The 21,301-nt window shown below is 61.8% G+C and carries 20 protein-coding genes and 1 riboswitch; of the genes, 9 read left to right on the top strand and 11 right to left on the bottom strand.

Features of this window, described 5'->3' with window-relative positions; translation table 11 throughout:
• Nucleotides 1-21 precede the first annotated feature (21 nt).
• The gene (locus PMI03_RS01855) at nucleotides 22-705 is read right to left on the bottom strand and encodes an aspartate/glutamate racemase family protein (protein WP_007689264.1); all 684 of its coding nucleotides are present in this window, start codon (nucleotides 703-705) and stop codon (nucleotides 22-24) included.
• A 77-nt stretch (nucleotides 706-782) separates the two neighbouring features.
• Nucleotides 783-1,631: a transporter substrate-binding domain-containing protein gene (locus PMI03_RS01850; RefSeq protein WP_007689262.1), complete on the bottom strand. Its 849-nt coding sequence runs from the start codon at nucleotides 1,629-1,631 to the stop codon at nucleotides 783-785.
• Between the two features lie 326 nt (nucleotides 1,632-1,957).
• Here PMI03_RS01850 and PMI03_RS01845 point away from each other — a divergent pair, with 326 nt between their 5' ends.
• Nucleotides 1,958-2,875: a LysR substrate-binding domain-containing protein gene (locus tag PMI03_RS01845; protein ID WP_039973558.1), complete on the top strand. Its 918-nt coding sequence runs from the start codon at nucleotides 1,958-1,960 to the stop codon at nucleotides 2,873-2,875.
• A gap of 95 nt (nucleotides 2,876-2,970) precedes the next feature.
• Nucleotides 2,971-3,861 (top strand): alpha/beta fold hydrolase, encoded by an 891-nt coding sequence (locus PMI03_RS01840; protein ID WP_309574296.1) that lies wholly within the window; start codon nucleotides 2,971-2,973, stop codon nucleotides 3,859-3,861.
• A gap of 71 nt (nucleotides 3,862-3,932) precedes the next feature.
• Here PMI03_RS01840 and PMI03_RS01835 read toward each other — a convergent pair whose 3' ends face one another.
• From PMI03_RS01835 to PMI03_RS01815, 5 genes are all read right to left on the bottom strand, one after another.
• Nucleotides 3,933-4,868: a 2-hydroxyacid dehydrogenase gene (locus PMI03_RS01835; protein ID WP_007689257.1), complete on the bottom strand. Its 936-nt coding sequence runs from the start codon at nucleotides 4,866-4,868 to the stop codon at nucleotides 3,933-3,935.
• Between the two features lie 26 nt (nucleotides 4,869-4,894).
• On the bottom strand, nucleotides 4,895-5,626 hold the full coding sequence (locus PMI03_RS01830; RefSeq protein WP_007689256.1) for an amino acid ABC transporter ATP-binding protein: 732 nt from the start codon (nucleotides 5,624-5,626) through the stop codon (nucleotides 4,895-4,897).
• Nucleotides 5,607-6,266, bottom strand: coding sequence for an amino acid ABC transporter permease (locus tag PMI03_RS01825; RefSeq protein WP_007689255.1), 660 nt, complete (start codon nucleotides 6,264-6,266; stop codon nucleotides 5,607-5,609). Before PMI03_RS01825 ends, PMI03_RS01830 begins: the two co-directional genes overlap by 20 nt.
• Nucleotides 6,263-6,967, bottom strand: coding sequence for an amino acid ABC transporter permease (locus PMI03_RS01820; RefSeq protein ID WP_007689253.1), 705 nt, complete (start codon nucleotides 6,965-6,967; stop codon nucleotides 6,263-6,265). Before PMI03_RS01820 ends, PMI03_RS01825 begins: the two co-directional genes overlap by 4 nt.
• A 71-nt stretch (nucleotides 6,968-7,038) precedes the next feature.
• On the bottom strand, nucleotides 7,039-7,842 hold the full coding sequence (locus tag PMI03_RS01815) for a transporter substrate-binding domain-containing protein (protein WP_007689251.1): 804 nt from the start codon (nucleotides 7,840-7,842) through the stop codon (nucleotides 7,039-7,041).
• A 327-nt stretch (nucleotides 7,843-8,169) separates the two neighbouring features.
• On the opposite strand from PMI03_RS01815, the gene PMI03_RS01810 reads away from it, so the two are divergent.
• From PMI03_RS01810 to PMI03_RS01780, 7 genes are all read left to right on the top strand, one after another.
• A complete protein-coding gene (locus tag PMI03_RS01810) occupies nucleotides 8,170-8,490 on the top strand; it encodes a hypothetical protein (protein ID WP_007689249.1) in 321 nt (106 codons plus the stop codon).
• Between the two features lie 55 nt (nucleotides 8,491-8,545).
• Nucleotides 8,546-9,568 carry a LacI family DNA-binding transcriptional regulator gene (locus PMI03_RS01805; protein ID WP_007689245.1) on the top strand — a complete coding sequence of 341 codons (1,023 nt, stop codon included), beginning with the start codon at nucleotides 8,546-8,548 and terminating at the stop codon, nucleotides 9,566-9,568.
• 96 nt (nucleotides 9,569-9,664) lie between these two features.
• A riboswitch (TPP riboswitch) is annotated at nucleotides 9,665-9,796 on the top strand.
• Between the two features lie 94 nt (nucleotides 9,797-9,890).
• On the top strand, nucleotides 9,891-11,717 hold the full coding sequence (gene thiC, locus PMI03_RS01800) for a phosphomethylpyrimidine synthase ThiC (protein ID WP_007689244.1): 1,827 nt from the start codon (nucleotides 9,891-9,893) through the stop codon (nucleotides 11,715-11,717).
• Nucleotide 11,718: 1 nt separating this feature from the next.
• Nucleotides 11,719-12,693 carry a glycine oxidase ThiO gene (thiO, locus tag PMI03_RS01795; protein WP_007689243.1) on the top strand — a complete coding sequence of 325 codons (975 nt, stop codon included), beginning with the start codon at nucleotides 11,719-11,721 and terminating at the stop codon, nucleotides 12,691-12,693.
• Nucleotides 12,690-12,887 carry a sulfur carrier protein ThiS gene (thiS, locus tag PMI03_RS01790; protein ID WP_007689242.1) on the top strand — a complete coding sequence of 66 codons (198 nt, stop codon included), beginning with the start codon at nucleotides 12,690-12,692 and terminating at the stop codon, nucleotides 12,885-12,887. Before thiO ends, thiS begins: the two co-directional genes overlap by 4 nt.
• 3 nt (nucleotides 12,888-12,890) lie before the next feature.
• Nucleotides 12,891-13,664 (top strand): thiazole synthase, encoded by a 774-nt coding sequence (locus PMI03_RS01785; RefSeq protein ID WP_007689241.1) that lies wholly within the window; start codon nucleotides 12,891-12,893, stop codon nucleotides 13,662-13,664.
• On the top strand, nucleotides 13,661-14,275 hold the full coding sequence (locus PMI03_RS01780; RefSeq protein WP_007689237.1) for a thiamine phosphate synthase: 615 nt from the start codon (nucleotides 13,661-13,663) through the stop codon (nucleotides 14,273-14,275). The genes PMI03_RS01785 and PMI03_RS01780 overlap by 4 nt, the downstream gene beginning before the upstream one ends.
• A gap of 52 nt (nucleotides 14,276-14,327) precedes the next feature.
• Here the strand turns inward: PMI03_RS01780 and PMI03_RS01775 are convergent, their stop codons facing one another.
• The 4 genes from PMI03_RS01775 to PMI03_RS01760 all read right to left on the bottom strand — a co-directional run bounded on the left by PMI03_RS01775 (nucleotide 14,328) and on the right by PMI03_RS01760 (nucleotide 21,067).
• Nucleotides 14,328-15,824, bottom strand: coding sequence for an ATP-binding protein (locus PMI03_RS01775; protein ID WP_007689236.1), 1,497 nt, complete (start codon nucleotides 15,822-15,824; stop codon nucleotides 14,328-14,330).
• Nucleotides 15,821-16,546, bottom strand: a complete 726-nt coding sequence (locus tag PMI03_RS01770; protein WP_007689235.1) for a response regulator — start codon at nucleotides 16,544-16,546, stop codon at nucleotides 15,821-15,823. Before PMI03_RS01770 ends, PMI03_RS01775 begins: the two co-directional genes overlap by 4 nt.
• A 144-nt stretch (nucleotides 16,547-16,690) precedes the next feature.
• Entirely contained in the window at nucleotides 16,691-19,846 is a 3,156-nt protein-coding gene (locus PMI03_RS01765; protein WP_007689234.1) for an efflux RND transporter permease subunit, read from the bottom strand.
• 9 nt (nucleotides 19,847-19,855) lie between these two features.
• Nucleotides 19,856-21,067 carry an efflux RND transporter periplasmic adaptor subunit gene (locus PMI03_RS01760; RefSeq protein WP_007689233.1) on the bottom strand — a complete coding sequence of 404 codons (1,212 nt, stop codon included), beginning with the start codon at nucleotides 21,065-21,067 and terminating at the stop codon, nucleotides 19,856-19,858.
• Nucleotides 21,068-21,301: the final 234 nt, after the last annotated feature.

The following is a 21,301-nucleotide window of genomic DNA, read 5'->3' as shown; positions in this document are numbered from 1 at the left end:
CTCTTTTATTCTATTCTGCGGCTATCCGGCCTGGGTTCCCGCAAACAGCCAACGGCCCAGCGTCAGAATGTCGAAGACCGGAAGGCCGAAACGTCTGGCAATTGCCCCGGAAAACGGAGGCAGGTTGGTGCACTCGAAAACGATCGCGCCGATATCGGCCTCGCGCGCAAGCAGGTCTTGCACCCCCCCGGTCAACTCCATTTCGAGATTGCCCCGATCATAGGCCTCTCCACGCTCGATCAAGCCGTGAAAATATCCCTCTTTCGGCAAGCCCACCGTCGGTGTTTCGGGATCGGCGCCGGCCTCGGAAAAATGTGCTGGTGTCAGCGAACTGCGTTCATAGGTCACCACTCCGACCCGCTTGCCCGCCGGCAGGCATCGCATGACGAGCGGGATCTGCATCAGGCTCGAGGTCGCCACCGGCAGCGAAAGCCGGCTTGCCAGCAGCGACTGCCTGAGCACGAGAAAGCCGCAGGAGGTGGTGAGCGCGCGGGCACCCTGCCGCTGCAACTCCTCGCCGGCTTCAACAAAGGCTTCGAGGAGGCTCTCATCCCGCCCCGCAACCACGGTTCGCGCGGTTGCGCCGGAGACTTTCCGATAAAGAACCGGGAAGGGCCAGCTCTTAGCGTTGCCGACATCACCGACCGGACGTTCGAATGCCGTGTCCAGCATGATGATACCGAGCGCGTTGGCAGGGTCAGACATGAATTGGCAACCTTTGTACCAGGAAGGGCCGAGCGAGCAGTCGGGCCGGGCGTTGCCGCACGGCCCGACTGCTCACGTTAGAATTGAATCTCGGCGGGAATTTCCTGCTTTTGCACCCCAACCAGTTCAAGGCTGGAGGTGATCCAGCTCGTGACCACGCCCGAGGAGCGGTTATACTCCAGCCAGTTGTCGACGAAGGTGCGAAAACGGGCGCTGTCCTCGACACGGACGCCGGCACAGGTCGGTTGCCGGATGATCGGGGTCGGAACGAAGATCTTGCCAAGATTGGGGATCTTCTTAATCGTCACGAGCGATAGCATGGCCACCTGGATCACCAGGTCGGCGTGACCTGCCTGAACCGAAAGCGTTGCCTCGTCTGCCGTCTTCAGCGCGACCAGTGTCGCCTGCGGCAAGACGCGGCGCGCAAAAAGGTCATGGGTCGAGCCGATATCGACAGCGACGCGGATCTCCGGCTTGTTCAGCTCGTCCCAGGTCTTCGGCTCCAAACCGGGCTTGGCGATGACCGTGAAGGTGTTCTGCATGATCGGGCGGGTGAATTCGACGACCAGCGCCCGGCTCGGCGTGGGGCTTAGGCCGAACATGATGTCGATCTTCTTCGACTGCAGATCAAGCACCGCATTGCCCCAGGTCGTCTCGCTGATCTCGACCTCGGCTTCCATCGACTTGGCGAGATCGCGCGCCATGCTCATACAGAAGCCGGACCATTCGCCGGTCGCGATGTCCTTATGGTAATAGGGCTCGGTCCCCACGATGCCGGCGACGCGCAGCTTCTTGCTGTTGCGGATCCGGTCGAACGTCGATTCATCCGGCGCCGTCTGCGCCAAGGCGGGAGTGGACAATGCCACCGCTGCGGCTCCCGTCGCGGCGACCCCGATGAGGCCTGCGAAATCTCTGCGTTTCATCATGTTCATTCCCCTTTTTTGTTTGATGATTGATGATGTGCTTGAATGCAATAGGAAGGAGCAGCTCCCGCGCTCCGATGCCTAAAGCTCGGTTTGAAGCTCTTGTCCAACGGTCGAGGAGGTGCGTTTTGCAACGCATCCGACGCCTGTCGTGTGAGCTTCGCCGTCGCAAAAGCGGGCTTGCAAGTTTCTCGTTCCTTTGCGGGCGTCTATTTTTCGCGCACCTATTACAATTGCCCGATTAATGGCCTGTCGCGCGTGAAAACACAAAACTTGAAAACTCGGTTCGTCATGAGTATTTGTCATGCCGAAGACATAATAGGGACTCCATGCGTCGCTTCCTTCCTTCATTACCGGCCCTGCAAGCATTCGAAGCTGCTGCTCGCCACATGAGCTTTACGAAGGCGGGAGAGGAGCTTGCGATGACGCAAAGCGGCATCAGCCGCCATATCCAGAATCTCGAACGCTATCTCGGCGTCCGGCTGTTCGAGCGCTCCGGATCGCGGCTCGTGCTGACCGATCCGGGCGCCAAATATTTTCAGGAGATCGAACAGACGCTCAACAAGCTTGAGGAGGTCTCGATCGACGTCGTGCGTGGGCGCAAGGCGGATGCATCGCTGATGATCGGCGCCTATCCCACGCTTGCGGCACGATGGCTCGCACCCCGGCTCGAAGGCTTTGTACAGGGAAATCCCGATATGCCGATCGAGATCATGCTGGTCGATCCCAAACTGGATTTCGACCACAGCCGGATCGATATCGCCATCCTGCGAGGGGTGGGCTCCTGGCGGAATGCGCGCGCCTCCTTGCTGTTTCCAGAGGAGCTTGCCGTCGTCGCCTCCCCGAAGCTGATCCCGGCGACGACGAAGCTCGACTGGCTCGATTTCGCCCGGTTTCCCACGCTTCAGAATGCCAGCAGGCCGAGCCTCTGGCTCAACTGGTTGCGGGCCGCCAATCTGAGCTATAGCGGCGCCATCCAGGGGGTCCGCTTTGCCCATAGCGAGATGCTCATCAACGCCGCCGTCAGCGGTCTCGGCCTGGCGGTCGTGCCGGTGCAATATGTCGAGCGGGAACTGGAGAGCGGCGAATTACATTTGCCGCTCGGAAAGCCGGTTCGCTCCAGCGAATCCTATTGGGCCGTCTATTCGGAGCGCAAGTCGCAAAAACACAGCGTCATCGCATTCCGCGACTGGCTGTTGCATGAGAGCCGGAAAAACCGCCAAGTGACGGGTGGGACTGCGGCGTAACAACACCCCGGCCTGTCCTTGACCGCACTGCCTTTTTCTCTAGTCTTCATCGGTATTTGCAACACCGTGGCCGTTGAGGATTTAAGATGTTTGGAATGACGAAGGCGAGCAAATTTGGGCTCGTGTGCCTGGCCGTGGCGGCCATCTCCAGTTTCGCGTCCGCCGCAGAGACGAAGGTTTCGTTCAGCGTCGACGGGCAAAAGGTGATCGGCACCCTATCAACGATCGACAGCAACCCCAAAGCGCCCGTCGTTGTCATGTTCCACGGCTTTGGTGGCTCGCGCGACGAACTGCCCATCAAGGACACCAAGGACGGGGTCTTTTCACGCAGCGCCCGGCTTCTTGCCGAAAGCGGCTATGCAAGCCTGCGGATCGACTTCCGTGGATCCGGGGAGAGCGATGGCAGATGGGCGGATACCACCTTCTCCCGCCAGATCAAGGATGGCATCGCGGCGGTGGATTGGCTGAAGGCCAGCGACAAGGTCGATGGCTCCAAGATCTCGATCCTCGGCTGGAGCCAGGGCGGCCTCGTGGGCGCCCATGTGGCCAGGGCGCGCCCGGAGGTCAAGTCCGTGACCTTATGGGCGCCGGTGGTGACGCCGCTTTACACCTACGGCAACGTCCTCGGCGCGGATAATGTCGCGAAAGGATTGACCAGCCCGCCGGACACGGAGATCACCGCTAGGTTGCCCTGGGGCGTCGATACCACACTGAAGGCGTCCTTCTTCAAGGAAATGCCGACCACCAGCACGATCGCGGCGATCGCGCATTATCCCGGCCCACTGCAAGTCATTGTCGGCAGCAAGGATACGACGGTCACGCCCCAGCCGGCATCCGGCCAGGTCCTTCTCGACTATCACGATGGCGAGGAACGTCTGGACGTTTTCGACATGGATCACGTTTTCAACGCCTTTACCGGGCCGCAGACGATCGATAGCCACCTGGTTCCCGCAACGCTGGAATGGCTGAAGAAATTCAATCCCTGATAAGGTCACAGATCTGCTGAGCGGCGTTGCGTCCGCTCATCTTTTCTCCATTGATATCCAGCTTCAGCTCTTCAGACGACAGCCGTCGGCAGCGGCGTTCCGGCGAAATGGGCGTCGAGATTGGCAAGCACCAGATCGGCCATTGCCCGCCGGGTCTCATACGTGGCGCTGCCGAGGTGCGGTGCCAGAAGCACGTTGTCCATCTCGAAGAGCTCCTCCGGCACACGCGGCTCATCCTCGAAAACATCAAGTGCCGCGCCGCCGATCCGCCGATCCCGCAAGGCGACGACCAGCGCCCGCTCATCGACCAGCGAGCCGCGTGCCACGTTGACGAGCGTGCCGTTCGGCCCGAGCGCATCGAGCACTTCGGCGTTGACCACATGCCTGGTTTCGGCGGTGGCGGCGGCCGCGAGAATGAGGACATCGCAATTTGCGGCAAGCGCTGCGAGCGTCTCATGATAGTCGTAGGGCACATCCCGCTTCGAGCGGGCCGAATAGGAAATGCGGGCGTCGAAACCTTCGAGGCGCCTCGCAATCGCCATGCCGATACGGCCGAGCCCGAAAATGCCGTAGCGGCGGCCGGCGACCCGCGTCGAAAGCCCCATATCGGCCGAAAGCCACTTGCCTGCCCGGACATAGGCATCGGCACGCGGCAATTGCCGACCAAAGGCAAGGATCAGCCCAAGCGCCAGGTCCGCGACATCGGCCGTCAGTACATCCGGCGTGTTGGAGACACGAATGTCCCGCCGCTTCGCCTCGGCCAGATCGACCTTGTCGAAGCCGACGCCGTTGATCGCGACGATTTCGAGTTTGGGAAGGACGGCGGCCAGATCGGCGGGAATACCGAGGTGACCGCCGGTGACGGCGGCGCGAATGCTATCGCCATTGGCCGCCAGGAAGCCTGCCTTGTCCTCCATCTCGAAGAGGCGGTGGACGGCAAATCGTTTGGCCAACTCAGCCTCAAGAAAGGGCGTCAGTGGGCAGAGCTGCAGGATGTCTACGGTCATGGATCAACTCAAACTTTGAACGAGGGTCATTTCACGTCTGATTTCACGAACTGGCGCAGCTCCGGCGTTTGCGGGTTGGCGAATAGTTCCGCCGACGGTCCCTGCTCCCAGATCGTGCCCTTGTGCATGAAGATGGTTTGGGTCGCGACACGCCGGGCAAAGCTCATCTCGTGGGTGACGAGGATCATCGTCATGCCGTCGCGCGCCAGTCGCTCCATGACCAGCAGCACTTCCTCGGTCAATTCCGGGTCGAGCGCGGAGGTCACCTCGTCGAAGAGCATCACCTTCGGCCGCATGGCAAGCGAGCGGGCGATGGCCACGCGCTGCTGCTGGCCGCCGGAGAGCTGATCCGGATAGGCATCGAACTTTTCCGACAGGCCGACGAGTTGCAGCACTTCGCGGGCGATCTCGCGGGTCTGCGCCTTCTTGACGTCCTTGACGATGCGCGGCGCCAGCATGATGTTTTCGCCGACCGTCAGGTGCGGAAACAGATTGTAGCTCTGGAAGACGATGCCGACATCGGTTCTAAGATCCCTGAGCGACTTGGCATCGCCGCCGAGCGCATGGCCGGCAATCTCGATCCGGCCCGAATTGATCTTCTCCAGCCCGTTCATGCAGCGAAGCAACGTGCTCTTTCCGGAGCCGGAACGACCGATCAGCGCGAAGACCTCGCCACGCCCGACGCTCAGCGACACGCCTTTGAGAACCTCGAGCGCACCGAAGCTCTTGTGAACATTTTCAACGATTACTTCCGGCATGAAGCCTCCTTTCCAGCCAACGCGACAGCTGGGACAATGGGTAGCAGACGACGAAATAGAGGGCCGCCACAGCGATGAAGACGCGAAACGGCTGGAACGTCGCATTGTTGATGAGCTGCCCGGCACGGGCGAGTTCGACGAAGCCGATGATCGAGGTGATCGAGGTATTCTTGACCACCTGCACAGCAAAGCCCACGGTCGGCGGCAGGGAAATCCGCACCGCCTGCGGCAGGATCACGTAGCGATATTGCTGCAACCGGGTCATGGCGAGCGATTCCGACGCCTCCCATTGCTGCTTGGGCACGGCCTGGATACAACCCCGCCAGATCTCCGCCAGATAGCCGGAGGCATAGATCGTCATCGACGCACCCGCGGCAATCAGCGGCGGCAGTTCGAAGCCGGCAAGGCTCAGCCCGTAATAGGACAGGAACAGGATCATCAGGACCGGAATGCCCTGGATCACCTGGATGTAAGTGCCTGCAGCGATACGCACGGCCTTGATCGACGAGGTGCGGGCGAGCGCGACGGCAAAGCCCAGGAGCCCGCCGCCGATCAGCGCAATGATCGTCAGAACGACGGTCCATTGCAGCGATTGCAGTAGGAAGGTGAATTCATTGATACCGAATGTTCTGAGTGTCATGCCTGTGCCTCCGGCAGGGCCGTGATCGTGCGGCGTGCGACGCGGCGGCCGAAGAGCCACATTCCGACGAGCGCGAGACCGGCGCGCAACACAAGCGCCAGCGCCAGATACATCAGTGTGACGACGATATAGACTTCGAAGGACCGGTAGGTCTGCGATTCCACGAAGGCGGCCGAGGCGGCCAGTTCATGGGTCGAGATCGCCGAGCAGATGCTCGATGCCAGCATCATCAGCACGAACTGGCTGCACAGCGCCGGATAGACCTTGGCGACGGCCGGCACGATGATGACATGGCGATAGATCTGAAACCGCGTGAAGCCGAGCGCCTCGCCCGCCTCGATCTGAGATTTGTGCACCGCCTCGATGCCCGCCCGGATGATTTCCGTCGAATAGGCGGCGAGATTGATGGTCATGCCGATCAGCGCCGCCGTATCGGCACCAACCCTCAGGCCAATACCCGGCAGACCGAAATAGACGATGAAAAGCTGGACCAGAAAGGGCGTGTTGCGGATAACCTCGACATAGGCGTCGACCAGAAACCGCACCCACTTGCCCCGGACGGAGCGCAGAGAGGCAAGCACGATGCCGAAGGCGGAGCCAAGGATGATGGAGAGAACCGAAAGCCTGATGGTCAGCCACAGACCGCTCAGGAACTCACCCTGATATTGCGCGAGCGCGCTGAATTGAAACGTATAGGACATGGAAAGGACCTCATTGAGGTTTCGCGACCCGCCGGCGAATGTTCCGCCGGCGGGCACAGGCACAAACCCAATCAGAAGGACGGAAGCTGCGCCATCGGCCGGCCGGTCCACTTCATCGAGATCTTGTCGAGATCACCGGAGACCTTCATGAGATAGATCGCGGTATTCAGCCACTGGCGCAGTTCGAAATCATCGATCTTCGTCGCCATGGAGTTGCCCTGCTGGAAGAAAGTGAAGCCGACCTGCAGACCCGCATCCGGGCGCTGCTTGATGATCGCCTCGCCAACCGTGGACGGCACGGCCGCCGCGTCGGTCTGGCCGGCGATCAGCGCCTGTGCGCTGGTGGAATCGTCCTCATAGACAACGATTTCGAGACCGGGAACCGCCGCCTTGCGCAGCGCCGTTTCCTGCGACGAACCACGATTCACCGCAACGCGCTTGCCTTGGAGATCGGACAGCTGGGTGAATTTCTGGTCGGGACCGGAAATGATGTCCATGTTGAAGGCGCTGTAGGGCTGGGTGAACATCACCGTCTTCGCCCGCTCGCCGGTCGGCGCCAGCGTTGCGACGAGGAAGTCCACTTTACCAGTCTGCAATGCCGGAATGCGCGACGGCGGCGTCAGCGGAACCAGCTCTACCGGCAGCGAAAGGTAGCCGGCGATCAGATTGGCGACGTCGACGTCATAGCCGGCCGGATTGCCCTTCTCATCGACCATGCCCATCGGCGGAGCACCGGTCAGGACGCCAATGCGAACCTTGCCGCGCGAGACGATGTCGTTCAGCGTCGTCGCATGCGCCTGTGTCGTCGCGAGCAGCCCCGCGGCCACAATGCCGACTGCCGCCATGATCCCACGCAGGGATTTCGAAATGTTCATGATACTCCTCCATCTGGTGCTTTGTCACACTCCGCCGCTACCCACTCCCCGGAGCCTTCGCGGTGGAAACCACTACCCCATTCGCGGTACCTATGTTTGCGGTAACATAGGAAAAATGGATGGGAAAATTGCTCTGCCAAAGCCAGCAGCCTTGGGCCTATTAATCCGCTCCCACGGAATTCAAAACGATAATGCTTGCATTCCTCCACCGCTCCCGATCCAGTTCGCACCTTTTCGGTTGGTAGTTGCAATAGAGCATGTTACCGGTATCATTGCAAGTCAGATCAGACACAGCAATTCAGACAGAGCTTTAAGGGAGGAAAATTCATGTTCACTCGCTCCGCGATTTTCGAGGGCGCAATCCATGCCGGCCGCGAAGAGGAATTCTTTCGCATCGTCGAGGAAAAGCTGTTACCCGTGTGGAAGCGCATGCCGAATGCCCAGGCCGTGCGTGTGATGCGAACCGGGCGCAGCGACCCCGGAGCCGCGCCGATCATCATGGTCCAGGAAATCGATTATCCGTCGATGGAAGCCGTGGAAGAGGCGCTCGCCTCGCCCGTTCGCCTGGAGGGTCGCGCCATTACCGACGAGATGATGAGCATGTGCGACGGCCGGTTCTACCATCTCGTCTACCAGCGGATTGCGTGAGCCAGAAACAGGGGAAACCGTGGCGCATCCTTCAGACACATCCCGCAAGGCGACCATGAGCGACGTCTCGCGGCTTGCCGGCGTTTCGAAGATGACCGTTTCGCGCGTGCTGGCCGATCCAACGCTGGTCGCCGAGCCGACACGCAATCGCGTGATGACGGCGATCGAGCAGCTCGGCTATGTGCCGGACCGGACCGCCAGCTCACTCTCCTCGCGTCGGACCAACTTCATCACTGCGATCCTACCGACGCTGACCAACGCCAACTTCGCCGACACCGCACAAGGCCTTGCGGGTGCGCTGCGCGCCGCCGACTACCAGCTTCTGATCGGCTACACCATGTACAGCCTGACCGAAGAAGAACGCATCGTTCGCGCCATGCTGGCGCGACGTCCGGATGCCATCGTCATCGCCAGCGCGGTCCACACCAAGGCGACCAACGAGATGCTGCTGCGGGCGGGCATTCCGATCGTCGAAATCTGGGACGTGTCGGAACACCCGGTCGACCATGCGGTCGGCTTTTCCAACTACGAGGTCGGGCGCCTGGCGGCCCGGCATCTCATCTCCCTCGGCCATCGCCGCATCGGCGCCATCGGATCGGCGGTCACCGCGGACGCCACCGATTTTCGCGGCGAAAGTCGCCTGCTCGGATTTGCCTCGGCCCTTCGGGAGGCCGATCTCTCCGACGACTTCATCGTTCGCCAGAATGCCGCGCCCTCGTCCTACGATCACGGAGCGGAGGCGCTGAGCACGCTTCTCAAAAAAGCGCCCGACGTTCAGGCCGTCTTCGCGGTTTCCGACATATCCGCGGTCGGCGCGCTGATGGAATGTCATCGCCGCAAGATCGTCGTGCCGGACGACCTTTCCATTCTCGGCTTCGGCGATTTCGACATCGCCCACCAGTGTGTGCCAGCACTGTCGACCATCCGCGTCGACGCCGCAATGATCGGCCGAAAGACAGGGGAATTGCTACTTGCAATCCTGGAGCCGGACGGCACCACCGGGCAACCGATGGAGACCCGCCTGAATGTCGGCTTCGAACTCGTGACCCGCGAAACGACGAGCACGCCCAAAACATAGCCGTGTCGCTCGGCCGAACCGCCTCGCAGACAAGCCACGGAATTATCACTTCGCTTGCGGGGTTGACATCACCCGAACCGAGAGCATAGCCTTCACGACATTCACCAGGGGGGTCCCGGCAAGGGGCTGAGATACTGCTGGACAATACGGCTTTGCCGATTGTGGCGCAGTGACCCGTTGAACCTGATCCAGTTCATACTGGCGTAGGGACGGTGCAAGCGCTCGAAAGGCTTATGGATTCACGCGTGGAATCCTGAGCCGGCGTCTTTTCATCATTCCGGCTGAGGACTGGGTCTCCAATCGCAACTTGGAGCCTCAAACCATGAATATCGCCGCAAAGAATATCACCCCGACAGTCACCACCGGCCCCTTGCCGGCATCCCGGAAGATCTACATTCCCGGAGACATCCATCCCGACATCCGCGTGCCGATGCGCGAAATCGGCCTTCATCCGACTTCTGGCGAACCGCCGGTCATCGTCTACGATTCCTCCGGCCCCTACACGATCGAAGGCGCCGATATCCGCATCGAGCAGGGCCTTCCGGATCTGCGTCGCAACTGGGTGCTCGCCCGTGGCGACGTCGAGGCCTATCAGGGCCGTCATGTGCGCCCTGAAGACAATGGCTTTGCCAGCGGCGAAAGGCTGACGCCCGAGTTCCCCACGCTGCGCCAGCCGTTGCGCGCCAAGGGTGGCAGGGCCGTCACCCAGCTCGCCTATGCGCGCGCCGGCATCATCACGCCAGAGATGGAATTCATCGCCATCCGCGAAAACCTCGGCCGCAAGGCGCAGGCGGAGGCCATGGTCCGCGACGGCGAAAGCTTCGGCGCCCATATTCCGGATCATGTGACGGCGGAATTCGTCCGCCAGGAAGTGGCCGCGGGACGCGCTATTATCCCCGCAAATATCAACCACCCGGAAGCAGAGCCGATGATCATCGGCCGAAATTTTCTGGTGAAGATCAACGCCAATATCGGCAACTCGGCCGTCACCTCGTCGATGGCCGAAGAGGTCGAGAAAATGGTCTGGGCGGCGCGCTGGGGTGCCGATACCGTCATGGACCTTTCGACCGGCCGCAACATCCACAATATCCGCGAATGGATCATCCGCAATTCTCCGTTGCCGATTGGCACCGTGCCGCTCTATCAGGCGCTGGAGAAGGTCGAGGGCATTGCCGAGAACCTGACCTGGGAGGTCTACCGCGACACGCTGATCGAGCAGGCCGAACAGGGCGTCGACTATTTCACCATCCATGCCGGCGTGCGGCTCCACTACATCCCGCTCACCGTCAACCGCGTCACCGGCATCGTCTCGCGCGGTGGCTCGATCATGGCCAAGTGGTGTCTCCATCATCATCGCGAGAGCTTCCTCTACGAGCATTTCGAAGAGATCTGCGACATCTGCCGCGCCTATGACGTCTCCTTCTCGCTCGGCGACGGCCTGCGTCCCGGCTCGATTGCAGATGCCAATGATGCGGCCCAGTTTGCCGAGTTGGAGACGCTGGGCGAATTGACCAAGATCGCCTGGGCTAAGGATTGCCAGGTAATGATCGAAGGCCCCGGCCATGTGCCGATGCACAAGATCAAGGAGAACATGGACAAGCAACTCGCCGTCTGTGGCGAGGCGCCCTTCTATACACTCGGGCCGCTGACAACCGATATCGCACCCGGCTACGATCACATCACCTCCGGCATTGGTGCTGCCATGATCGGCTGGTTCGGAACGGCGATGCTCTGCTACGTCACGCCGAAGGAGCATCTGGGTCTTCCGGATCGCAACGACGTCAAGACCGGTGTCATCACCTACAAGATCGCCGCCCATGCCGCCGATCTCGCCAAGGGGCATCCGGCCGCACAGCTGCGCGACGACGCCCTGTCGCGCGCCCGCTTCGAATTCCGCTGGGAGGATCAGTTCAACCTCTCGCTGGACCCGGAAACCGCCCGCAGCTTCCACGACGAAACACTGCCGAAGGAGGCACACAAGGTCGCGCATTTCTGCTCCATGTGTGGCCCGAAATTCTGCTCCATGCGGATCTCGCACGACATCCGCGCTGAGGCACAGAAGGAAGGTCTGGAGGCGATGGCGGCAAAATACCGCGAGGGCGGCGATCTCTACATGCCAGTCGATGCCGTCGAGCCCTCGGCCGGCTGAGATGCAGGTCCTTGTCAAAGGGGCCGGCGTCGCCGGCCTCACGGTCGCGCATGAACTCCATGCTCGTGGTACCGAGGTCACGGTTTTCGACCCGCGTCCAGGGTTCGGCCATGCCGCGTCCTGGCTTGCGGGCGGCATGCTGGCGCCCTGGTGCGAGCGTGAAAGCGCCGAGGAGGCCGTGCTCTTACGTGGCATGGACGCTCCCGATCGGTGGGATGCTATCCTCCCGGGACACGTCGTCCGCAACGGAACGCTCGTGGTCGCACCGGCGCGCGATCACGGCGAGCTGAAGCGCTTCGCCGGCCGCACGACGGGTTATGAATGGCTGGAAGAAGAAGCCATAGCCGCGCTGGAACCGGCGCTTGCCGGACGCTTCCGGCAGGGCTTGTTCTTTCCCCGCGAAGCTCATCTCGATCCGCGACGAGTGTTGCGAGCGCTGCAAGAAAAGCTCTGCAGGCAAGGCGTCACCTTCGTCAGCGAGACTGCACGCGGACAGGATTTCGACGACATTGTCGACTGCACAGGCGGCGCGCGTCTCGCCCAAACTCCAGACCTGCGCGGCGTGCGAGGCGAAATGCTCTACCTCCAGACCAGCGAGGTTGTGCTCGCGCGGCCCATTCGCCTGCTGCATCCGCGTATTCCCGTCTATATCGTGCCTCGCGGCAACGGCCTTTTCATGGTCGGCGCAACGATGATCGAAACCGAGTTCGACGGGCCAATCGCGGCGCGCTCGTTGATGGAATTGCTGAATGCCGCCTATGCGCTGCATCCGGCGTTTGCGGATGCCACCGTCGTTGAAACCGGCGCCGGTATCCGCCCGGCCTTCCCCGATAATTTTCCGCGCGTGAGGCGAGAGGGGAATGCGGTCGTCCTCAATGGTCTTTATCGCCACGGCTTCCTGCTGGCGCCGGCCATGGCCGCTGAGGCCGCTAATCTTGTCTTTTCCCGAACCACCATAGGAGCGCCTTTCCCATGAGACTGATCGTCAATGGCGAGCCCCAGACCATCACCGTTAAGACGCTTTCCGAACTGCTGGTCACGCTGGACTATGAGGGCGACTGGCTTGCGACCGCCGTCAACGGCGAACTCGTTCATCGCGAGGATCGCGCCGACCACGCCCTCAACGACAATGACAGGATTGAAATTCTGACCCCGATGCAAGGAGGCTGACCCATGCTTGCTCTCTATGGAACCGAAGTCGCGTCGCGCCTTCTATTGGGCACCGCCCGCTACCCCTCTCCCGCTATTCTCGCTGAGGCCGTCAGACAATCGGCAACAGAGATCGTAACGGTGTCGCTGCGCCGCGAGACCGCCGGCGGGCGCAATGGCGGCGCGTTCTTCGAGATGATCCGCACACTCGGCGTCCGCATCCTTCCCAATACCGCCGGCTGCCATGGGGTTTCCGAAGCCGTACTGACGGCCAAGATGGCACGCGAGGTGTTCCAGACCAACTGGATCAAGCTCGAAGTGATCGGCAATCACGACACGCTACAACCGGATGTCTTCGGGCTCGTGGAAGCCGCACGCATTCTCGCCAGCGAAGGGTTCGAGGTCTTTCCCTATACGACCGACGATCTGGTGGTGGCCGAGAGGCTGCTGGACGCGGGTTGCAAGGTCCTGATGCCCTGGTGCGCGCCGATCGGCAGCGCGGCCGGGCCACTCAATCTGTCTGCTCTTCGGGCCATGCGGGCGCATTTCCCCGATGTGCCACTGATCGTCGATGCCGGTATCGGCCGGCCATCGCATGCAACGACGGTAATGGAGCTCGGCTTCGATGCGGTGCTCTTGAACACCGCCGTTGCCGGCGCCCGCGACCCCGCTGCTATGGCCGGCGCCTTCGCCAAGGCGATCGATGCGGGCCGGCTGGCCTTTACCGCTGGCATGCTGGAGCCGCGTGACATGGCGGTGCCATCGACACCGGTGATCGGAAAGGCGGTCTTCGCATGAGGCTCGACCCCTTCTACCTAATCGTCGACAGCGCCGACTGGATCGCCCGGCTGGTGCCGCTCGGCGTCAAGCTGGTGCAACTGCGCATCAAGGATCGCACGCCGTCGGAGATCCGTGCCGAAATCCAAAGGGCAAAGGCGATCTGCGCGGCGCATCAATGCCAGCTCATCATCAATGATTACTGGCAGCTTGCCATCGAAGAAGGGTGCGACTTCATCCATCTCGGACAGGAGGATCTGGTCGTCGCTGATCTCAGCGCCATTCGCAAAGCGGGCGTGAAGCTCGGGCTTTCGACGCATGACGAGGCCGAACTCGCCACAGCCCTTGCCGCCAGCCCGGACTATATCGCGCTCGGCCCGGTCTATCCGACCATCCTCAAGAAGATGCCGTGGGCGCCACAGGGCCTCGACCGTCTGCGCGAATGGAAGGACCGGATCGGAGGACTGCCGCTCGTCGCCATCGGCGGCCTGAACCTGGATCGCATCGCGGGCGTGTTCGAGAACGGCGCCGACAGCGCTGCCGTCGTGACCGACATCACGCTGAACGCCGATCCCGAAGCCCGAACCCTGGAATGGATCGCCGTGACCCACATCCCTGCGGCCGATCAATGATCAGATACCGGCAAAGCGAGCCATCCCTCAAGAAGCACTTGCGCGCTTGCGCCTAACCTTCCTGACCTGCCAGTTTGAACGAGCGTGCACGCCTCTTTCGCCTGCTCGCCCTTGCAGGTGTTTGCACCTGGCCTTCCTGTGGCAAGGAAATGACCGCCTTGAGACCGGGATCGTTGGGAGTGAGCTGAATATCGCCGCCGTGCTGTCGTGCAATGGCGCGGGCGATCGACAGACCCAGCCCAACGCCGCCCGTGTCCCTGCTTCGGGACGCCTCCAGGCGGAAGAAGGGCGCGAACACTTTCTCCCGCATGCTCTCGGGAATGCCCGGACCATTGTCTTCCACGACGATGTCGATGGTGGCGGCTGAATGGAGGATATAGACCTTCGCGTGGCCGCCATAGCGCGCCGCATTTTCGGTTAGGTTGCGCACCGCGCGGCGCAGCCCATCCGGCCGGCACCGGTAGGTTGTCTTCGGCCCCTCGATGTATTCCACCGGCAAGCCGAGATCGGCAAGATCGTCGCAGATGCTGCCGACCAGCGCCTCGAGCTCAATGGCGCGTGTTTCCTCCGCCGTGGACTCTCCCCGCGCAAAGGAAATGGCGGCCTCGGTCATGCTTTGAAGCTCGTCGATCGTCGACAGCATCTTCTGCTGGATGTCGGCGTCCTTGACGAATTCGGTCCTGAGCCGCAGCGAGGTCAGCGGTGTCCTGAGATCGTGGCCGATCGCCGCCAGCATCCGGGTGCGGTCATCGACAAAGCGATGAAGACGCTCCTGCATTTTATTGAATGCCTCGGCGGTGCGCCTGATGTCGTCGGGACCGTTTTCAGGCAGAGGCGGGAGGTTTTCACCCCTACCCAAAGCTTCCGCCGAAAGCGCGAGACGTCTCAGCGGGCGAGCGATGCGGCTAGCGATGAACACCCCGATCAGCGACAGGATAAGTGCGGTCATCGCCAGCGAAGTGAGTGATTTCACACTCCACCACTGGTCGATGTCGGGCTTGTAGAAAGCCGTGTTCAGCCAAACGCCATCTCCAAGTTTGATCGCCAGCCCATACCCGTTGTGATCGCCGAAGTAGACGAATTTGGCAGGCTGCGGCGAGTTCCACAGAACCGGCGGCGGCGTGGTCCATCTGATGGACGCATCTGCCGCAATCACCTCTTTGGACATCAGGCTGCCTGCCTTGGGGTTCGAGCGAACACCATACTTTCCGGTAAGATCGATGAAATTTTCGATCGGGCGGGTCAGCTCCGTTGCGGCGCGGGCACGCCACGCCTTAGCATCGGTCGGCTCGTCCTTTGAGAGCCAGAAGCGGGAATAGTTGGTCTCACTGGCGAAAAGAGCTTGGTTGCGTAGCGGCTCGGGCACGGATTCCATCAGCCGCGTGACCGAGGCGCACCGGCTGAAGAACTCGCTTTTCATGGCCGCATGCAGCGCCTTGGTTCGCTCATCCCAGGAGATCACGAATGTCAGGGCCTGCGACACCACGAGTGCAAGCAGCGTGAACCCTATGAACTGCGCGGCAAGGCTTCTCCTCCACCAGTAGATCATTCGAACCCCACATCCACCGACAGGCTGTAACCGCCACCCCAATGCGTCTTGATGACCGACGGGTTTTTCGGGTCCGGCTCAATCTTCTTGCGCAGCCGGCTCACCTGATTGTCGATGCTTCTGTCGAAAATATCGGCCGTCTTGCCGACGGTCAGGTCGAGAAGCTGCTCGCGGCTTAGAACGAGGCCCGGACGTTCGAGGAACACTCTCAAAAGCCTGAACTCCGCGGTGCTGAGCGGAATGCCGACGCCATCATCTCCGGAAAGTTCCTGCCGCCCCATGTTGACGCGCCAGTGCCCGACGCGGACGACCTTTGCCTTTTTCAACGTTTCCCGCTGCTGCTGCGGCACGCTGTTTGCCCGGCGCAGGACGGCCCTGATCCGCGCCAGCAGCTCGCGTGGATTGAATGGCTTCACGAGATAATCGTCGGCGCCGAGTTCGAGACCGATGATGCGGTCGGTATCCTCGGTCATCGCCGTGAGGAATATGATCGGAACATCCATCGTCGCTCGCAGGTGACGGCATACGGAAAGACCATCCTCGCCCGGCATCATGACGTCGAGAACGACGAGATCGACTGCACTGCGCTCAAGGATGCGCCTGAGTGCCGCGCCGCTGTCGGCCACGCTTACCCGGTAGCCCTGCTGCTCAAGATACTGGCCGACAAGGTTTCTTATATCCGCGTGGTCATCGACGACAGCGATATGCGCAGCTTTTTGCATATACAGTTTCCACCATGTTGAGCCACTTTACAAAAGCTCAGGCCCGTCCGCATCGAAAAAAGTGTATCAAAGTTTCACAATGACCGCCCGGTAGCGGCGTCCGTTCCAACCGGAACGGACGCCGCTACTCGACGGGCATTGCCATCAAGTTTCGTGAATGCCGGAACCGACCGCGTTGGTAAGCTCCGGTTCACGCGGATGCGGACTCTTCTCCGGCTTGCGGAGGAAACCGACGACGAAGGCGAAGAACACCGGGACGAAGAAGATTGCGAGCAGGGTTGCGGAAATCATGCCGCCAAGCACTCCGGTTCCGATGGCGTTCTGGCTTGCCGCACTTGCGCCCGTCGCGATCGCCAACGGCACGACACCCAAGGTGAAGGCAAGCGAGGTCATCAGGATCGGCCGGAACCTCATCCGTGCAGCCTCGATCGCAGCCTCCCGCACCGAGCGCCCCTCGGCGACGAGATCCTTTGCGAATTCGACGATGAGGATGGCGTTCTTGGCCGAAAGGCCGATGATGGCGATAAGACCAACGAGGAAATAGATATCGTTCGGCAGCCCGCGCAGCATCACCGCCAGGACCGAGCCGAGCACGCCGAGCGGTACGACAAGCATGACCGACAGGGGGATCGACCAGCTTTCGTAGAGGGCCGCCAGCAGCAGGAAGACGAAGAGAATGCTGAGGCCGATCAGGAAAGGCGCCTGCGATCCCGACTGGATTTCCTGGAAGGATTGCCCGGTCCATTCGAAGCCGAAGCCCGCCGGCAATTGCTGCGACAGCCGCCTCATTTCGGCGATGGCGTCTCCCGAGGAATACCCAGCCGCCGCCTGCCCGCCGATACGGATCGAGGGATAGCCATTATAGCCGACCACCTGCGATGGGCCGCGAACCCAGTCGATCGATGCGAAGGCGGACAGCGGAACCATGCTGCCGTGACTGTTCCTGACGTTCAGCCTCAGCAGGTCCTGGGTCTGCATGCGCTGCACGGCATCCGCTTGCACGGTCACGCGCTGCATACGGCCTGCATTCGGATAATCGTTGATATAGGAAGACCCAAAGTTCGCCGACAGCGTGGCGTTGATGTCGCTGAAGCCGACGCCGAAGGCATTTGCCTTTTCCCGGTCGATCATCAGGTTGATCTGCGCGGCATCCGGCAGGCCTTCGACACGCACCCCGGCAAGCACGGGACTTGCCCGGGCTGCGTTCAGCAACTGCGCCGAGGCCGCGGCAAGCGCCGCCTGCCCCGCGCCTGATCGATCCTGAAGGCGATAGGCAAATCCGTTCGAAGTGCCGAGCCCCTGGATCGGCGGCGGCGAGAGCGCGCGCACCGAGGCATCGCGAATCGCGGCAAATTTTGCATTCACCCGCGCGGCGATCGCGGCGGCGGAATCGCTCGGGCCGCGCTCGCTCCAATCCTTCAGCGTGATGAAGGCAAGACCGGCATTTTGCCCGGAACCAGAATAGGAAAAGCCCGAGACGGCGACGACATTCCTGATGGCGCTTTCCTCCATAAGGATGCCTTCCATCTGCCTGATCGCCTCGCGCGTCCTGTCGGTGCTTGCTTCGGCAGGCGCCTGCAGTTCGGCGATCAGGTAGCCCTGGTCCTCGTTCGGCAGAAACGAGTTCGGCAATTGCAGGTAAGCCCATCCAAGTCCGCCGAGCAGGGCAACATAGATGAGCATGAAACGGCCAGCGCGTCTGACCGTTGCCCCGACGCCGACCGAATATCGTCGCGTCAGGCTGTCGAAACCGCGATTGAATCCGCGGAAGAAGAAAGTCTTGCGTTCATGCCCGTGGGAGACAGGTTTGAGGAAGGATGCGCAGAGCGCCGGCGTGAAGGTCAGCGCCAGCAGGCCCGAGAACAGGATGGAGACCACCATGGTCAGGCTGAACTGCTGGTAGATGACCCCGACGGCGCCGGGGAAAAACGCCATCGGAATGAAGACCGCCGTCAGGACAAGGGTAATGCCGATGATCGCCCCGGTGATCTGCGACATCGCCTTCTTCGTCGCCTCCTTCGGCGACAATTTTTCCTCGGCCATGATGCGCTCGACATTCTCGACCACGACGATCGCGTCGTCGACGAGAATGCCGATCGCCAACACCATGGCAAACATGGTGAGCACGTTGATCGAGAAGCCGGCGGCGTACATCACCGCGCACGCGCCGAGAAGCGCGACCGGGACGACGAGCGTCGGAATGATGGTGTAGCGGATGTTCTGCAGGAAGAGGAACATGACGATGAAGACGAGGACGATCGCCTCCAGCAGCGTGTGCACGACTTTTTCGATGGAAACTTCGACGAAAGGCGTGGTGTCGTAGGACACTTCGTAGCTGAGGCCAGGCGGGAAATAACGGGAGAGGTCCTCCATGGTCGCGCGGACCTGCTCGGCCGTGGCAAGCGCATTGCCGGTCGGCGTCAACTGAATGCCGACATTCGCGCTTGGCTGACCGTTGAGACGGCTTGCAAAATTATAATTCTCTCCGCCGACTTCGACCCGCGCGACATCGCGCAGCCGCACCGTGGAACCGTCTGGATTGGCGCGAAGAATGATCTCGCCGAATTCCTGCGGCGACCGCAACTGCCCCTGGACGTTGACGATGGCCGATGTCTGCTGGCCGGGCAAATTCGGGCTGGCGCCGACCCGCCCCGCCGTGACCTGGGCATTCTGCGCGCTGATCGCATTGGTGATATCGGCCGCCGTCAGGTTGAGGCCGAGCATCCTGTCCGGGTCCATCCAGACGCGCATGGAGCGCTGCGTGGCGAAGAGCTGAGCGTTGCCGACGCCCGGAACGCGCCGCAGCTCGCCAATGACGTTTCTGCTCAGATAGTCTCCGAGACCGACCGCGTCCGTCCTGCCATCCTCCGAGCGCAGCACGACCATCATCAGGAACGAGGTTCCCGCCCGATCCACCCTGATGCCCTGCTGCGTCACCGCGCTCGGCAGGCGCGGCTCGACACGGGCAATGCGGTTCTGCACCTCGACCTGCGCCTCGCCGACATTCGTTCCCGTCTCGAAGGTGACGTTGAGCGCGATGCGGCCGGAGGCCTCCGATACGGATTCGAAATAGAGCAACCCCGGAACGCCATTCAGCTCCTCCTCAATGGGACGGGTGACCGACTGGTAGATGTCTTCCGGCGTGGCGCCGGGGTAGTTCGTCGAAACCGTGATCTGCGGCGGCGCGACCTGCGGATAGCGCGCGATCGGCATGAGCGGCAGGGTGAGGATGCCCGCAAGCGTGATGAAAATTGCCACGACCCAGGCAAAGATCGGGCGGTCGATGAAGAAATTGGCCATGGAGGCACCTTATCTTTGCAGGGGCAAATTGGCTTGGACGGCCGCACGCTCGGCCGTTTCCGCTGTCGGTTTGGCGGCGGCGACAGCAGGATCGATCCAGGGTTGAGGTGCTACCGTCGCGCCGGCGCGCGCCCGCTGGAAGCCGTCGACAACGACGCGGTCTCCGGCTTGAATGCCCTGATCTATGATCCAGCGCTGGCCGACCGCGCGGCCGACCGCAACGCTGCGCTGCTCAAGCTTGTTTTCATTCGCGATGACGAGAAGGCTCGCATTGCCGGCCGCGTCCCTCTGGACAGCCTGTTGCGGGACCGCAAGGCCCGCGTTTCGGGTTCCCTGCGCGACCTCGACGCGCACATACATGCCGGGCAGCAGTTCGCCGTCGGGATTGGGAAACTCGCCCCGAAGAGTGACTTGCCCGGTGGTCGCATCGACGGCCGCCTCCGAGAACAGCAGCCGTCCGGGATGCGGGTATTCCGTCCCGTCATCAAGGCGTAACCCGACGCGGGCCTCGTTGGACCCCGCGGTCAGGCTCCCATTGGCGAACGCCTTGCGGAGACGGATGAGATCGGCAGCCGGTTGCGTAAAGTCGGCATAGATCGGGTTCAGTTGCTGGATCGTCGCCAGGTTCTCGGAGCCGTTGGCCGAGACCAGCGCGCCCTCGGTGATCATGGCGCGCCCGATCCGGCCGGAGATCGGCGCCGTCACATCGGAATATTGCAGGTTGAGCTTGGCCGAGACGAGCCCTGCCTCTGCGACGGCGACATCCGCATCGGCCTGCGCCAGCCGGGCGACGGCGGAATCATAATCCTGCCGGCTGGTGACATTCGACTTGCGGAGCTGTTCCTGCCGCTCGGCAGTCTGTCTCGCATCCAATTGCACCGCCTTTGCCCTGCGCAGGGTGGCTTCGGCACTGTCGACTTGAGCCTTGAAGGGCGCCGGGTCGATTCTATAGAGCACGTCTCCCTGGCTTACCGTCGCGCCCTGTTGAAAGACCTGTTCGGTGACGATCCCCGAAACGCGCGGCCTGACCTCTGCCACTCTCGTGGCGGTCACCCGGCCGGGAAGCTCGGTGGTCATCGGCAAGGCCTCGGGGGAAACCGTGATGAAGCCGACGGCTGGCGGCGGTGGGGTCTGCGGAGCGGAAGCCTCGCCCCGTTCGCACGCGGTCAGGCTCAAGGTTGTTATAGAAGCGGCAGCCAAGCGGACGAATAGCATACGCATATGGAACTCCATATCTGATGGGCGGGGATGGCGATCAGCGGTCACGCCGGCAGTGACCGCCGGTCGGCTCGCCCTTAGATCGCGTGGCCGATACTTTGCATTTCAAAGGGTATGAGGTCGGAACCATCGTGCTCAACTCCGTCGACGTCTTGGGGACTTTGGAGGCGGCAAACTACACGGCGGCTGTCGCAGGGATGTGCCCGGCACGGGCCAATTTGTAACAAGCTGTCGCAA

The organism is Rhizobium sp. AP16 (assembly GCF_000281735.1).
GTDB classification, from domain to species: Bacteria; Pseudomonadota; Alphaproteobacteria; order Rhizobiales; family Rhizobiaceae; genus Rhizobium; species Rhizobium rhizogenes.
The sequence above is the reverse complement of the archived record's forward strand: the minus strand, read 5'-3'. Positions and strand labels throughout refer to the sequence as shown.

Bases quoted from the DNA above. Each gene is read 5' to 3' on its own strand.
- PMI03_RS01815 (WP_007689251.1), bottom strand. From the start codon at position 7,842: ATGAACATTTCGAAATCCCTGCGTGGGATCATGGCGGCAGTCGGCATT.
- thiC (WP_007689244.1), top strand. From the start codon at position 9,891: ATGAATATCGCCGCAAAGAATATCACCCCGACAGTCACCACCGGCCCC.
- PMI03_RS01855 (WP_007689264.1), bottom strand. From the start codon at position 705: ATGTCTGACCCTGCCAACGCGCTCGGTATCATCATGCTGGACACGGCA.
- PMI03_RS01785 (WP_007689241.1), top strand. From the start codon at position 12,891: ATGCTTGCTCTCTATGGAACCGAAGTCGCGTCGCGCCTTCTATTGGGC.
- PMI03_RS01835 (WP_007689257.1), bottom strand. From the start codon at position 4,868: ATGACCGTAGACATCCTGCAGCTCTGCCCACTGACGCCCTTTCTTGAG.
- PMI03_RS01810 (WP_007689249.1), top strand. From the start codon at position 8,170: ATGTTCACTCGCTCCGCGATTTTCGAGGGCGCAATCCATGCCGGCCGC.
- PMI03_RS01825 (WP_007689255.1), bottom strand. From the start codon at position 6,266: ATGACACTCAGAACATTCGGTATCAATGAATTCACCTTCCTACTGCAA.
- PMI03_RS01840 (WP_309574296.1), top strand. From the start codon at position 2,971: ATGACGAAGGCGAGCAAATTTGGGCTCGTGTGCCTGGCCGTGGCGGCC.
- thiS (WP_007689242.1), top strand. From the start codon at position 12,690: ATGAGACTGATCGTCAATGGCGAGCCCCAGACCATCACCGTTAAGACG.
- PMI03_RS01845 (WP_039973558.1), top strand. From the start codon at position 1,958: ATGCGTCGCTTCCTTCCTTCATTACCGGCCCTGCAAGCATTCGAAGCT.
- PMI03_RS01770 (WP_007689235.1), bottom strand. From the start codon at position 16,546: ATGCAAAAAGCTGCGCATATCGCTGTCGTCGATGACCACGCGGATATA.
- PMI03_RS01765 (WP_007689234.1), bottom strand. From the start codon at position 19,846: ATGGCCAATTTCTTCATCGACCGCCCGATCTTTGCCTGGGTCGTGGCA.
- PMI03_RS01805 (WP_007689245.1), top strand. From the start codon at position 8,546: ATGAGCGACGTCTCGCGGCTTGCCGGCGTTTCGAAGATGACCGTTTCG.
- PMI03_RS01830 (WP_007689256.1), bottom strand. From the start codon at position 5,626: ATGCCGGAAGTAATCGTTGAAAATGTTCACAAGAGCTTCGGTGCGCTC.
- PMI03_RS01820 (WP_007689253.1), bottom strand. From the start codon at position 6,967: ATGTCCTATACGTTTCAATTCAGCGCGCTCGCGCAATATCAGGGTGAG.
- PMI03_RS01780 (WP_007689237.1), top strand. From the start codon at position 13,661: ATGAGGCTCGACCCCTTCTACCTAATCGTCGACAGCGCCGACTGGATC.
- thiO (WP_007689243.1), top strand. From the start codon at position 11,719: ATGCAGGTCCTTGTCAAAGGGGCCGGCGTCGCCGGCCTCACGGTCGCG.
- PMI03_RS01775 (WP_007689236.1), bottom strand. From the start codon at position 15,824: ATGATCTACTGGTGGAGGAGAAGCCTTGCCGCGCAGTTCATAGGGTTC.
- PMI03_RS01760 (WP_007689233.1), bottom strand. From the start codon at position 21,067: ATGCGTATGCTATTCGTCCGCTTGGCTGCCGCTTCTATAACAACCTTG.
- PMI03_RS01850 (WP_007689262.1), bottom strand. From the start codon at position 1,631: ATGATGAAACGCAGAGATTTCGCAGGCCTCATCGGGGTCGCCGCGACG.